The 13,414-nt window shown below is 59.0% G+C and carries 15 protein-coding genes and 1 riboswitch; of the genes, 1 reads left to right on the plus strand and 14 read right to left on the minus strand.

The genetic code is table 11. The features are described from left to right. Position 1: 1 nt before the first annotated feature. The 13 genes from radC to dnaK all read right to left on the minus strand — a co-directional run bounded on the left by radC (position 2) and on the right by dnaK (position 11,672). Positions 2–757: a DNA repair protein RadC gene (radC, locus tag I9184_RS11040; RefSeq protein WP_171724034.1), complete on the minus strand. Its 756-nt coding sequence runs from the start codon at positions 755–757 to the stop codon at positions 2–4. A gap of 35 nt (positions 758–792) precedes the next feature. Continuing rightward, on the minus strand, positions 793–1,527 hold the full coding sequence (locus I9184_RS11045; RefSeq protein WP_152459564.1) for an ABC transporter permease: 735 nt from the start codon (positions 1,525–1,527) through the stop codon (positions 793–795). Next, on the minus strand, positions 1,524–2,252 hold the full coding sequence (locus I9184_RS11050; RefSeq protein ID WP_171635439.1) for an ABC transporter ATP-binding protein: 729 nt from the start codon (positions 2,250–2,252) through the stop codon (positions 1,524–1,526). The genes I9184_RS11045 and I9184_RS11050 overlap by 4 nt, the downstream gene beginning before the upstream one ends. Then, positions 2,249–2,923: a thiaminase II gene (tenA, locus tag I9184_RS11055; RefSeq protein ID WP_209834342.1), complete on the minus strand. Its 675-nt coding sequence runs from the start codon at positions 2,921–2,923 to the stop codon at positions 2,249–2,251. Before tenA ends, I9184_RS11050 begins: the two co-directional genes overlap by 4 nt. After that, the gene (locus I9184_RS11060; RefSeq protein WP_152459567.1) at positions 2,920–3,855 is read right to left on the minus strand and encodes an ABC transporter substrate-binding protein; all 936 of its coding nucleotides are present in this window, start codon (positions 3,853–3,855) and stop codon (positions 2,920–2,922) included. Before I9184_RS11060 ends, tenA begins: the two co-directional genes overlap by 4 nt. 20 nt (positions 3,856–3,875) lie before the next feature. Continuing rightward, positions 3,876–4,841, minus strand: a complete 966-nt coding sequence (locus I9184_RS11065) for a HesA/MoeB/ThiF family protein (RefSeq protein WP_209834344.1) — start codon at positions 4,839–4,841, stop codon at positions 3,876–3,878. After that, positions 4,838–5,434 carry a thiamine phosphate synthase gene (locus I9184_RS11070; protein WP_171330620.1) on the minus strand — a complete coding sequence of 199 codons (597 nt, stop codon included), beginning with the start codon at positions 5,432–5,434 and terminating at the stop codon, positions 4,838–4,840. The genes I9184_RS11065 and I9184_RS11070 overlap by 4 nt, the downstream gene beginning before the upstream one ends. Further along, positions 5,431–6,195, minus strand: a complete 765-nt coding sequence (locus I9184_RS11075) for a thiazole synthase (protein ID WP_171635428.1) — start codon at positions 6,193–6,195, stop codon at positions 5,431–5,433. The genes I9184_RS11070 and I9184_RS11075 overlap by 4 nt, the downstream gene beginning before the upstream one ends. Before the next feature lie 2 nt (positions 6,196–6,197). Next, positions 6,198–6,392, minus strand: a complete 195-nt coding sequence (gene thiS, locus I9184_RS11080; protein ID WP_171635425.1) for a sulfur carrier protein ThiS — start codon at positions 6,390–6,392, stop codon at positions 6,198–6,200. After that, the gene (thiO, locus tag I9184_RS11085; protein WP_209834346.1) at positions 6,376–7,353 is read right to left on the minus strand and encodes a glycine oxidase ThiO; all 978 of its coding nucleotides are present in this window, start codon (positions 7,351–7,353) and stop codon (positions 6,376–6,378) included. Before thiO ends, thiS begins: the two co-directional genes overlap by 17 nt. Beyond that, positions 7,350–8,153 carry a bifunctional hydroxymethylpyrimidine kinase/phosphomethylpyrimidine kinase gene (gene thiD / locus I9184_RS11090; protein WP_171635419.1) on the minus strand — a complete coding sequence of 268 codons (804 nt, stop codon included), beginning with the start codon at positions 8,151–8,153 and terminating at the stop codon, positions 7,350–7,352. The genes thiO and thiD overlap by 4 nt, the downstream gene beginning before the upstream one ends. Positions 8,154–8,197: 44 nt before the next feature. Further along, a riboswitch (TPP riboswitch) is annotated at positions 8,198–8,303 on the minus strand. Positions 8,304–8,541: 238 nt separating this feature from the next. Further along, positions 8,542–9,690, minus strand: a complete 1,149-nt coding sequence (gene dnaJ / locus I9184_RS11095; protein ID WP_171635418.1) for a molecular chaperone DnaJ — start codon at positions 9,688–9,690, stop codon at positions 8,542–8,544. A 74-nt stretch (positions 9,691–9,764) separates the two neighbouring features. Next, the gene (gene dnaK, locus I9184_RS11100) at positions 9,765–11,672 is read right to left on the minus strand and encodes a molecular chaperone DnaK (RefSeq protein ID WP_209834348.1); all 1,908 of its coding nucleotides are present in this window, start codon (positions 11,670–11,672) and stop codon (positions 9,765–9,767) included. Between the two features lie 212 nt (positions 11,673–11,884). On the opposite strand from dnaK, the gene I9184_RS11105 reads away from it, so the two are divergent. Next, the gene (locus tag I9184_RS11105) at positions 11,885–12,487 is read left to right on the plus strand and encodes an alpha-ketoglutarate-dependent dioxygenase AlkB (RefSeq protein WP_171635415.1); all 603 of its coding nucleotides are present in this window, start codon (positions 11,885–11,887) and stop codon (positions 12,485–12,487) included. Here I9184_RS11105 and I9184_RS11110 read toward each other — a convergent pair. Next, positions 12,484–13,308, minus strand: a complete 825-nt coding sequence (locus I9184_RS11110) for an ABC transporter permease (protein WP_171616598.1) — start codon at positions 13,306–13,308, stop codon at positions 12,484–12,486. The two genes, I9184_RS11105 and I9184_RS11110, sit on opposite strands and share 4 nt — an antisense overlap. Between the last annotated feature and the right edge of the window lie 106 nt (positions 13,309–13,414).

Consider the following 13,414-nt stretch of genomic DNA (forward strand, 5'->3'; position numbering starts at 1 on the left):
CTCACAGATACCCTTCGGACCGAAAGCTCAACTCGGTCGATTTTCCAATGATCAGGTGGTCGTGCAGGGTCAGGCCCAAGGCCGCACAGGCATCCTGAATACGGTTGGTCATGTCGATATCCGACTGCGAGGGCGTCGGATCACCCGACGGGTGGTTGTGCACCAGAATCAGGGCCGAGGCATTCAGTTCCAGCGCTCGTTTGGCAACCTCGCGCGGGTAAACCGGCACGTGATCCACGGTGCCTTTGGCCTGTTCCTCATCCGCGATCATTACGTTCTTGCGATCCAGATAGAACACGCGAAACTGTTCGATCTCACGATGCGCCATGGTGGTGTGGCAATAATCCAGTAGCGCATCCCATCCCGAGATCACATGCCGCTGCATCACCCGGGCGCGGGCCATCCTGTGGGCGCAGGCCTCAAGAATTTTCAGGTCGGTAACCACGGTATCGCCAACGCCCTTGATCTGGCGCAGCCGTTCCTCGGGCGCGGTCAGGACACGATTGAAATCACCAAAAGTGTCCATCAATGCCCGTGCCAGTGGCTTCACATCCTGACGGGGAATGGATCGGAACAGGACCAGTTCAAGCAGTTCGTAATCCGGCATCGCCGCCGATCCGCCGGTCCTGAACCGTTCGCGCAGCCGCTTGCGGTGGTCTTTTATGTAGGAGGGTAACCGGCCAGAGGGCAGCGGCTGCGCCGGCGCTTCGTCCGTATCAAACAGCATCGGGGCTTCGGCAAAGGCGTCCTGTGTCATGGGCGCACCCTGACCCAGAATCGGTTTCTGATTGGTTAACGCACCTCACCCGCCATGCGTGCCGTGGCCCGGCGGACAATCATGTGCAGAAGGATCGAGAATACGCCCAGGGTCAGCATCGCGGCAAACATGAGATCGGTCTTGGCACGTCCATTGGCCAGCAGCATCAGATAGCCCAGCCCCTGCGACGAGCCGACCCATTCGCCGATCACCGCTCCGATCGGGGCATAGACCGCCGCCAGCCGCATCCCCGACGCCAGCGACGGCAGAGCGGCCGGAATACGGATATGCCACAATACGGCGCGCTTGCTGGCCTGCATCGTTCGGGCCAGATCCAGATACCCCGACGGGGTGCGCATAAGCCCGTCAAAAAAGGATGAGGTGATGGGGAAATAGATGATCAACACCGCCATGGCGACCTTGGACCACAGCCCATAGCCCAGCCATAGCGTTAGCAACGGCGCCAATGCGAATACCGGCAGAGCCTGCGTGAACACGAGCATCGGCTGCACCAGGACCCGCGCCGCCCGCGAATTCGCCAGTTGCAACGCAGTGACGACACCCAGCAGCGTTCCGCATGCCAGACCGATCACCACTTCGATCGCTGTGATCCAGGTATGCTCGGCGATCACCCAGCGGTTCTGCCACCAGGTTTCGGCCACGACGGCGGGTCCGGGCAGGATGAACTTCGGCAACCCGGTCAGGGTCACGATGCCCTGCCAGATCAGCAAGGCAAACAAAGTTGCGGCCAGTGCAGAAAAATACTTCATGCCACGCCCTCGCGGAGAAGACGCAGCAAGGCACCCTGGGTTTCCAATGTCTCCAAATCATCCACGCGGCGCGGGGCCTGGGCCCGGGGCGGTTCGCACTGCGTCAATCCGTGTTCGGTCATCACCACGATGGATTGCCCCAGACGCGCGGCCTCTGCGGGATCATGGGTCACAAGAAGGACGGTGCGACCGTGCAATGCTTCAGCGGCCAGATCCTGCATGTCAGCGCGGGTGCGGGCATCAAGGGCCGAAAAGGGCTCGTCCAGCAAAACAACGGGGCGATCTTCCATCAGTGTCCGGGCCAGGGCGACACGCTGACGTTGCCCGCCGGACAACGCATTGGGCTTCTTGTTCATGTGATCCTGCAACCGCATACGCTCGATCAGGCGGTCACGTCGATCAAGATCAACGTTTTCCCCGCGCAGACGCGCACCCAGCGAGACATTCTGCGCGACGGTTGCCCAAGGCAAAAGAAGATCATCCTGCGCCATGTATGCGACACGCTCAGCCACAGGCAAGCCATCACTTGCCGTGATCCGTCCAGCGAAGACAGCCCCGGTCTCGAGCCCCGCAATCAACCTCAGAACCGTGGTTTTTCCCACGCCCGAACCGCCCAGCAGGCATGTCCACGCCCCGGCCCCTAGGGTCAGGGACAACGGCGCAAACAGGGTCGCGCCGTCGATCGTGGCAGTGCCGTTGATGGTCAGTTCGGGCGCAGGTGTCATGGCGTCAAACCCATCCGCCAGAAGTCGACTTCAAGCTCTGTCGCCTTGCGGAAGGTCTGGCACAGTCGATCCCAGCGTGGCGAACCCTGAAAATCAGCCCCAATACGTTTTGTTAGAGCCTGATCCAGCAACTCGCCAACCGCCACACACGCGGCTTGGTAATCTTCGCCGGCATAAGTGTCGATCCAGCCGCGATATGTCTCGGACGTTGCCTCGGCGGACAGGCGCGTACCGATCTCACCATACCCCATGACGCAAGGAACAAGGGCCGCCAGCAGGTCCAGAAGATCTCCGCTGTAGCCTGCTTCCAGGACAAACCGGGTATAGGCCAGATTCTCGTGTCGCTCTGGCGTGGCAAACAACTCTGCCTGCGAGATACCTTCCGCCGCGCAGATACCGATATGCAGTTTCATCTCTTCGCTGATCAAACCGTTCACAGTTCGCGATGCGGCAAGCATTTCTTTATGCGTTTCTGATTTCACCACGGCCAGCGCCCAGGCACGTGAGAAGTGGATCAGAAACACATAATCCTGCCGCAGATAGTGCAGAAACGCCTCGCGTGGCAGCGTTCCGTCTTTCATACCCTCTACGAAGGCGTGGCGGGTATAATCCCGCCACGGATCCGCCGCAGCATCGCGCATCAGCGCAAAGGCTTTGCCATAATTGCTCATTGCGCGGTCACGTCGATGGTGATGTCACTGACCGGAAGGACGCTGTCGATCATCCCGCTTTCGTTCAGGAAGGTTTCGAACCGGGCATAACGACCGGCATCAAAACCCGCCGGACGCAGCGCAAAGCGCGGCAGTGTATCGACCCAGGCGCGGGCATTCAGCTCGTCCTGAAGTTCAGGCGAGGTCGCCGCGAAGATTTCCCAGCTTTTTTCCGGATTGTTGACGATATATTGGGTCGCTTTTTCAGTCGCGGCGAGGAACCGGGCGATCTTGTCCTTGTCCATCGTTTCCGGATTGGCGACATAGATCAGTTCATCATAAGACGGAACGCCCTCTTCCTCGATATAGAAGCAGGTGCCGGGACGACCTTCGATATCCATCTGGTTCAGTTCGAAGTTGCGATAAGCGCCAATCACCGCGTCCACCTGACCGGTCATCAGCGACGGCGAGAGGGAAAAGTTGACATTGATCAGCTCGACATCGCCCAGCGCAACATCGTATTTGCCCAGAACGGTGCCAAGGATGGCTTCTTCGACCCCCGCGACCGAGAAGCCGATTTTTTTACCCTTGAGGTCAGCAGGCGACTTGATCGGCCCGTCTTCCAGCACCAGAAGACAGTTCAGCGGCGTTGCAACCAATGTGCCGACACGCTTCAGAGGCAGGCCCTCGTGAATCTGCAAGTGCAATTGCGGCTGGTAAGACACCGCCAGGTCGGCTTGGCCGGCAGCCACCAAACGGGGCGGGGCGGACGGGTCGGCGGGCGGAACGATCTCGACCTCAAGCCCTTGTTCAGCAAAATAGCCGTTTTCCTGCGCCACGATGATAGGACCATGGTCAGGGTTGATGAACCAGTCCAGCAGGACGGTCATTTTGTCTTCGGCCCATGCCGGCGCGGCGGCCAGAAGGGCGATGGCTGTCATCAGCTTTTTCATATCTCGCGTTTCCCTTTTCTTCACGAGGTTGAGGCCGCGACGAGGACAATCTCGCCCGGCCAATCTGGTTGAATTTGTTCTGCGGCACGCCATGCCCGCAAACCGGTGGCACAGCAAAGAGCCAGCCTTTTTCCGCCATTAGGGTCTATTTCGCGCAAATTATCCGGCGAAATGCGCGTCGCGTTCGAATGGATGGGAACAGGGGCTTCCTGCGAACTGCGCAGCTCGATGATCTGATCCGTGCCCTTCAGCTGGCTTGCGGACAGAAAGCGAAAGCAGTTGCCGGGCTCGGGTGCGTCATCAAAGCGAAACCCGGTGCTGCGCAGGGTTCTTGCGTCATATTGAACCAACTGCCCAAGGGGTGAGGGATCAAGTCCAAGGATCAAGCTGAGCGCCATCTGCGCCTGCATCGCCCCGATCACGCCAACCACGGGGCCCAGAACCCCCGCAGTGGCGCAGCTGGCGCCGCTGTCCGGTGCATCGGGAAATACAGCGCGCAGCGATGGGCCCCCGCCGCAGAAACCGCCCACATAACCCGAAAGCCCCAGCACCGAGGCGCTGATCAAAGGTTTGCCCTGCGCCAGACACGTGTCCGACAGGATGTAGCTGGCTGCGTAGCTGTCGGCACAATCCAGAATGATATCGGCTTGCGACACCGAACCGGGCGCATTTTCACTGGTCAGAGCCTGATTCAGGCCAATGACATCAGTTTCATCATTCAGCGCGCGGCAACGGGCGGCGGCGGTTTCTGCCTTGGGTTGCCCGCAATCGGCCTCGGAGAAAAACGTTTGACGGTGCAGGTTCGACAGATCGACGGTATCCCCGTCCATGACCGTGATCCGCCCCACCCCGGCCCCTGTCAAAAGTGGCAGAACCGGTGCAGCCAGACCGCCCGCACCAACGACCAGAACACGGGCCGCCGACAAGCGTACCTGCCCCTCTGCCCCGACTTCGGGCAAAAGCGTCTGGCGGGCATATCGACTCATCGTGTGACCTCGATCCACGCGCGCACCCGTGCTTCGGGGTCGGGGTTCAGGGTGATATCCGTGACTGCCGAGACGATGTCCGCCCCGGCCTTCAGCACACCGGCTGCGCGCTCGACACTCATGCCGCCAATACCGACCAAGGGAATATCACCAACCCGCGCCTTCCATTCCGTTACGCGGGGCAGGCCCTGCTGATGCCATTTCATCTTTTTCAGGATGGTGGGGTAGACCGGGCCCAATGCCACGTAATCGGGATCCATGGCCAGCACACGCTCAAGCTCATCGTCGTCATGGGTGGAAACGCCCAGTTTCAGACCCGCTTTTCGGATGGCTTTTAGGTCGGCGTCGTCCAGATCTTCCTGCCCCAGATGGATCCAGTCGCAGCCCAGATCGATCGCGTGTTGCCAATAGTCATTGATCACCAAAACCGCCCCATGGTCGCGGCACAATTCGCGTGAGACTGCGATCTGGTCGCGCACCGCATCGTCTGGCTGATCCTTGATGCGCAGCTGCACCAGCTTGACGCCCAGCGGCAACATCCGCCGCAGCCAGTCCGAGTGATCAAAGATCGGATAGAAACGGTCCAGCGTCATGACAGGAAGGCCTTTCCAACAACAGGAGTAGAGGGTTCCGCCATATCGCGCGGCTCGATCGGGTCGGCCTGATGGGCCAATTGCCCGGCAAGGGTTGCCTGCGCCATCGCCTTGGCCATCAGAACCGGATCTCCGGCACGGGCCACAGCGGTGTTCAGCAGAACCGCGTCAAAGCCCAGCTCCATCGCGCGGGCCGCGTGGCTGGGCAAGCCGATACCGGCATCCACCACCAGGGGAATGTCAGGAAATTCGGCCCGCATCGCGCGCAGGGCGTATTCGTTGTTCAGCCCGCGTCCTGACCCGATCGGTGCGCCCCAGGGCATCAGCACCTCGCATCCCGCTTCCAACAGGCGTTCGCCCACGATCAGATCATCGGTGGTGTAGGGAAACACCTCGAACCCATCCTCGGTCAGAATGCGGGCGGCTTCTACCAGTTGGAAAACGTCCGGTTGCAGACTGTCCGTATGTCCGATGAGTTCCAGCTTGATCCATCGGGTCTCGAACACTTCGCGGGCCATATGGGCGGTCGTCACGGCCTCTTTCACCGTATGGCAACCGGCCGTATTGGGCAGGATCAGAACTCCCAATTCGCGGATCATGTTCCAAAAGGTCTGGCCTGCACCCGCTTCACGCCGCAAGGATACAGTGGCAACGCCTGCACCGCTTTCGCGAAACGCCTGTTCCAGAATGGCCGGGCTTGGATATTGCGCCGTGCCCAGCATCAGTGAGTTGGGCAGTTCAGTGCCGTAAAACGTTTTCATCTTCAGCCCCCCTGCATCGGTGCGACGACCTCGACCCGGTCACCTTCGGCCAGCTTGTGAGCGACGCGCAGGCTTGAGGGTACGAATTCTTCGTTCACGGCGGTGGCCACACGGCCCGAGAAACCGCATTCGTCCAACAATTCCGACAGGGTTTCGGCGCGCACCTCGCGCGTCTCGCCGTTAAGCACGATCTTCATCTACCATCTCCGAATGTGTGTTGTTCAGCGCCAGATCCACAACACCCCGCGCCAGCGCCGGTGCCAACAGATATCCGTGGCGATAAAGCCCGTTGGCATAGATCGTGCGGCCCAAACGCCGGATGCGCGGTAAGTTGTCGGGAAAGGCGGGGCGCAGATCGACGCCTATCTCCAACACTTCGGCTTCACCAAAAGCCGGGTTCACGGCATAGGCCGCGCTGAGCAATTCCAGCATCGAACGGGCGGTAATGCGGCTGCTATCCTCGGATTCGATCATGGTCGCACCCAACATGTAGACGCCGCCGCCGCGCGGAACGATATAAAGCGGCATTCGCGGGTGCAGCAAACGAACCGGGCGCGTCAGCTCCACGTCAGGGCATCGTATGACCAGCATCTCACCCTTCACGCCGCGCAGATCATGTAGGTATTCGCGGGCGTGAAGGCCACGGCAGTCAATTGCATTCTCCAACTGGGCGGGCGCCAGCTTCCGGTGGAACACGACGCCCTGGCTTTGCAGTTGACGATACAGATCTTGCAACGCCTGACGCGGATCAACATGGGCTTCGCGTTCGAAGAACAGGCCTTGGCCAAACCCCGTCAGATCAGGCTCTAATTCAGATATTTCTGCCCGTTCGACCTTGGTGAACTCTTTTGTTCGACGCGCAAATCGGCGCAGGTCCGGCACATCACGGGCACTTGCGACAACAAGCGTTCCCCGCTGGGTCACTTTGGTGCGTTGGGCCCACCATTCCATCGCGGACTGCCCCAGACGCAACACCGGTTCTTCCGCGTTTTCATATTCGCACCAAGGTGCCAGCATTCCTCCGGCCCACCATGAACACCCATGCGGGCCCGGTGGCCCGCCGGGGTCGAATATCTGCACTTTTGCACCGCGCGACACCAGTTCGCTGGCAACGGCAAGACCGGCAACCCCTGCCCCTATGACAGACCAAAGCGTCACGAGGGCCAAACCCGGTGGAAATGATGCACCGGCCCGTGCCCAGCGCCGACATTCAACTCATCCGCGCGCGCGATGGCCCCTTGCAGATAGTCATGCGCCTGCGCAACTGCGTCCTTCAGGGTCAGTCCCCTGGCCAAACCGGCGGTGATGGATGACGACAGGGTGCATCCTGTTCCATGGGTGTTTTTCGTATCCTGACGTGGGGCCTGAAACTCGGCCATGACACCCGACGGATCGATCAGCAAATCGTGGCAGATATCACCTGACCCGTGTCCGCCTTTCATCACGACTGCACCCGCACCCAAGGCGCACAATGCCCGGCCCTGTTCAGCCATCAGCTCACGCGTTTCTGCCGCTGGCATGTTCAGCAGGCACGCCGCCTCAGGCAGATTCGGCGTAAGAACAGTCGCCGTTGGCAACAACACATCGCGCAGCGTCCGGACCGCCTCTTGCTCCAACAGAGCGTCGCCGGATTTTGCAATCATAACCGGATCAAGAACCACGGGACCGTCGAACGCCGCCAGGCCCCTGGCGACCGTATGAATGATCTCAGGTGTCCCAAGCATGCCGATTTTAACGGCCCTGACGTCAAGATCGTTCAGAACCGCGTCGATTTGGGCGGAAATCACATCCAGCGGAATTCCATGCACAGCGGTGACAGCTTGCGTGTTCTGCGCGGTAACGGCGGTGATGACACTTGCGCCAAAAACACCCAGCGCCGACATTGCCTTAAGGTCAGCCTGAATGCCCGCGCCGCCGCCACTGTCGGATCCTGCTATGGTCAGGGCAATTGCCACCATGTCGTTGCTCCATCTTCTATGGGCAACGGAGTAGAGAAAACGTCTGTGTTCAAGAGACCGTTCCCTACGCCGGAATTGCCCGGATCAGGTTCGATGGGTTAACGCGGTTGCGTCTCTCAGCCCTGTCAAAGGGCACCCCAACGGTTGAAGCGGACAATCTCAGGGTCGAAGGCCGGAATCAAGACTCAATTTTCCAGATGTATTGCCACTTTCAGCTTTCTGCTAAGGCCAAAACTGCATGTTTAGGACAGTGACATGCGAGGCTCTGCCTCGCGCTCCGGGATATTTTTCGCCAGATGAATACAGGGTCCTTTGCTTCATCTGGCTGAAAATATCCCGGGGGAGTCGCCCAAAGGGCGGCGGGGGCAGAGCCCCCGTTCCTGGTCGTTCAGCCTTTCATGCCATCCCAGAAAGACTTGACGGACGAAAAAAAGCTTTTTGATTCCGGATGGTTGTCTTCACCCAGATCATCAAACTCGCGCAGAAGTTCTTTCTGGCGGCTGGTCAGGTTGACCGGGGTTTCCACGGCCAGTTCAATGAACATGTCACCAACACCACCGCCGCGCAACGCAGGCATGCCTTTGCCGCGCAGGCGCATTTGCCGACCCGACTGGCTTCCGGCCGGAATCTGAACACGGCCGCGACCGCCATCAATGGTCGGAACCTCGATCGATCCGCCCAGCGCCGCCTTGGCCATGCTGACCGGCACGCGGCAGTAGAGGTTTACGCTGTCGCGTTCGAACAGTTTGTGCTCGGCCACTTCGACGAAAATATACAGATCGCCCGGAGGGCCGCCGCGCATTCCCGCCTCACCTTCGCCTGCCAGACGAATTCGCGTACCGGTTTCGACACCAGCAGGAATGTTCACCGACAAAGCGCGGTCTTTTTCGACCCTGCCGGCCCCCTGACAAGATTTACAGGGGTTCTTGATGATCTGACCCAATCCCGAACAGGTCGGGCAAGTCCGTTCCACCGTAAAGAAGCCCTGTTGTGCCCGCACTTTCCCCATGCCCGAACAGGTGGGGCAGGATGTGGGTTCAACGCCACCTTCAGCCCCGGTACCTTCGCAGGACGAACACGCCACGGCCGTTGGCACGTTGATGGTTTTTTGCAGGCCCGAGTAGGCTTGTTCCAGCGTCACACGCAGGTTGTAGCGCAGGTCCGAGCCGCGCGCGGCGCGACGTCCGCCGCCGCCCCTTTGACCACCCATGAAATCACCGAACAGGTCGTCAAATACATCCGAAAATGCACTGGAGAAGTCGCCTTGACCGCCAAAGCCGCCACCGGGGCGGCCACCGCCGCCCATGCCGTTTTCAAATGCAGCATGGCCAAAGCGATCGTAAGCCGCCTTCTTTTCGGCATCGCGCAGCACGTCGTAAGCCTCGTTGGCTTCCTTGAACTGCGCCTCGGCATCCGGGTTGTCCTTGTTGCGGTCTGGGTGCAGCTCTTTGGCTTTCCTACGAAAACCCTTCTTGATCTCATCCGCCGAAGCGCCCTTGGACACGCCGAGCACTTCGTAATAGTCGCGTTTTGACATCAGTGTTTCCTTCCGCCTCAACGTAAATAGGCCGGCCCGGCATCCGGACCGGCCCATACTGGCCCGGTTACCCGTTACTTACGCTTGTCGTCGTCGAGGTCTTCGAACTCGGCGTCAACGATGTCATCGTCGCCTGGTGCAGCGTCTGCGGCAGCAGGTTCCTCTTCGCCTTCTTCGGCTTGCGCCTTATAGATGGCTTCGCCCAACTTCATCGCGGCTTCGGTGACGTTCTGGATGCCCGACTTGATCTTGTCGGCATTTTCGGTTTCCAGCTCGTCCTTCAGCGCGGCGATCGCCAACTCGATGGCTTCGATCGTGGTCGGGTCGACCTTGTCGGAATGCTCTTCCATCGACTTTTCGGTCGAATGAATGAGGCTTTCCGCCTGGTTCTTCGCCTCGATCAGCTCGCGGCGTTCCTTATCGGCTTCCGCGTTCTCTTCGGCGTCCTTGACCATCTTTTCGATATCCTCATCGGACAGCCCGCCCGATGCCTGGATGGTGATCTTCTGTTCTTTGCCAGTGCCTTTGTCTTTGGCCGAAACCGAGACGATGCCGTTGGCGTCGATGTCAAAAGTCACCTCGATCTGAGGCATGCCGCGCGGTGCCGGCGGGATGTCTTCAAGGTTGAACTGACCGAGGATCTTGTTGTCCGCAGCCATTTCACGCTCACCCTGGAACACGCGGATGGTCACGGCGTTCTGGTTGTCCTCGGCGGTCGAGAAGACCTGAGACTTCTTGGTCGGGATCGTGGTGTTGCGGTCGATCAGGCGGGTGAACACGCCACCCAGCGTTTCGATACCCAGCGACAGCGGGGTCACGTCCAGCAGAACCACGTCTTTGACGTCGCCCTGAAGAACACCGGCCTGAATGGCGGCGCCCATGGCAACCACTTCGTCCGGGTTCACGCCCTTGTGCGGCTCTTTGCCGAAGAATTTGGTGACCTCTTCGATCACTTTCGGCATCCGGGTCATACCACCGACCAGAACAACTTCGTCCACGTCAGCAGCCGACAGACCCGCGTCTTTCAGAGCGGCCTGGCACGGTTTCAGCGACTTCTTGATCAGGTCCGACACCAGAGATTCCAGCTTGGCACGGGTCAGCTTCATGACCATGTGCAACGGCTGACCGTTGGCGCCCATCGAGATGAAGGGCTGGTTGATCTCGGTCTGCGAGGTCGAGGACAGTTCGATCTTGGCTTTTTCAGCGGCTTCTTTCAGACGCTGCAGGGCCATCTTGTCCTGAGACAGATCGACACCGTGTTCCTTTTTGAACTCATCCGCCAAGTAGTTGACGATGCGCATGTCAAAGTCTTCACCACCCAGGAAGGTGTCGCCGTTGGTCGACTTAACCTCGAACAGGCCGTCGTCGATTTCCAAAATGGTCACGTCGAAGGTACCACCACCCAGGTCATAAACCGCGATGGTTTGGGTTTCTTCTTTGTCCAGACCATAGGCCAGCGCAGCCGCTGTCGGTTCGTTGATGATCCGCAGCACTTCCAGACCGGCGATTTTACCGGCGTCTTTGGTGGCCTGACGCTGGGCGTCGTTGAAATATGCCGGAACGGTGATAACCGCCTGCGTGACATCTTCGCCCAGATAGCTTTCGGCGGTTTCCTTCATCTTGCCCAGAGTGAAGGCCGAGATCTGGCTCGGGGAATACTTTTCACCGCGGGCTTCAACCCACGCATCACCATTGCCGCCGTTCACGATGGAATACGGCACCATTTTCTTGTCTTTTTCGACTTCTGCATCATCCACGCGACGACCGATCAGACGTTTGACGCCAAAAATCGTGTTGTCGGGGTTGGTGACCGCCTGACGTTTTGCAGGCTGACCGACCAGTCGCTCATCTTCGGTGAAGGCGACGATCGAAGGCGTGGTCCGCGCCCCTTCGGCGTTTTCGATGACCTTCGGCTGCGAGCCTTCCATGATGGCCACGCAGGAGTTCGTGGTTCCCAGGTCAATCCCGATTACTTTTCCCATTTTTGCAATCCCTTTCTCTTCAAGGCGATGTCCCGAGGGTCGGACCCTTTATGGCATCCCACCCCCGATCTGATGTGCGCGACAGCACTACCATCGCACGTCTCGGCGTATATAAGGGCGAGGCAAGAGGCCTGCAAGCACCGTAGAGTGCAGGTTTTCGGGAATTTGAGGTCTTTTTTGGCAAGAAATTGGAAAGGTTTGGGGTTTCCGGAATGACGCGAGTTGTCTTGCGAGGGTTCGAAATCAGGAAAGGCTATATTGACCCTGCTGCCCAGGCACGGCTGATCGCGGCCCTTCGACCGATTCTGAAAGCGGCACCCTTGTTTCGACCCGTCACGCCTTCGGGCAAAGAGATGTCGGTAAGAATGACCTCGGCCGGGGATCTGGGATGGGTGACCGACAAGGCAGGCTATCGCTATCAGGACAAGCACCCGAAAGGCGGGGTCTGGCCTGAAATCCCCACGAACATTCTTGATATCTGGCACGATCTGGTCAGCACCGAGCGCGCACCGGATTGCTGTTTGATCAACTACTACGGGGAAGGCGCCAAAATGGGCCTGCATCAGGACAAGGACGAGGCAGATTTTTCCTGGCCCGTTCTGTCGGTTTCCCTAGGCGATGACGCCCTGTTCCGGATTGGGAACACGACCCGTGGCGGCAAGACCGAGTCGATCTGGCTCGGCTCGGGCGACGTGGTAGTGATGGGCGGCCCGGCACGATTGGCCTATCACGGAGTCGACCGGATCAGATACGGATCATCCCGGCTGTTGCCAAAAGGCGGACGGATCAACTTGACGCTGCGGGTCGCATGTTAGCGGCGCGCGTTCCAGCTTTGTGAAACATGCTGGCGCGTGAAAAACTCAGCCATCAAACCGATCATCAACAAAGCTATCCCGACCCATAGCGCATATTCCCAACTTGTGTTTCGCGGAAAGTAGTTTCGGAAGATGAAGCCCCGGCACTGGTCGATAATATGAAACAGCGGGTTCCAGGCGAACATCATCAGCAATCCGCCGCCCAGCGTGTTTGCGACGAACATCTTTCCCGAAAACACCATGTTCAGGCGACGGTAGATATTGGTGAGCATTCCCACAGTCGTCGGAAACCAGGGTTTCATCGCCATGAACACCAAACCCACGGCGCATCCGGTAAACCAGGCCAATATCAGCATCGCGAAAGCACCGCCGGGATCCTGCACCTCGATCGGGGCGACCGCGACGCTGTAGATGAACAGGATCACGAACATAGCCAGCAGTTGCTTGTAAAGAATACCGAGCGCCGCAGACAGGATCGTCACCATCACATTCATCGGCGAATGGAGCATCATCGGATTGTTCGCGGACCCAACCCCTGAAATCGCGCCTATTGACTGGATGTGCAGCATGAAGGGGAACACGCCGGACAGAACATACAGCAGAAATTCGCCCCTGATCTTTGGAATTCCGCCCCGGCCCATCAGTGACATGAGCAGGTAGAAAGTGGTTCCCATCACCACAAGCTGCAAAACATTGATCAGGATGGCGACTATTGCATTCGGATGTTGCGAGCGCACCTTTCGCACGGTGGCATGGAATACCAGCTCAGCCGTCGTGAAAGCGCCGCCCAGCAGCGTTTGGTTGCGCTTGAAATAGAACATTCAAAGGGTCTTTTCTGCTTCGTCGCCTCTAAACTGGCATGAATATCTTGCCGTTCCGTAACCGCCGCATCATAAGTCGATCGCGATTTTGGATCAACAAACCACA

Origin of the sequence: Ruegeria sp. HKCCE3926 (assembly GCF_017872515.1) — a bacterium.
In the GTDB taxonomy this organism is placed as follows: Bacteria; Pseudomonadota; Alphaproteobacteria; order Rhodobacterales; family Rhodobacteraceae; genus Ruegeria.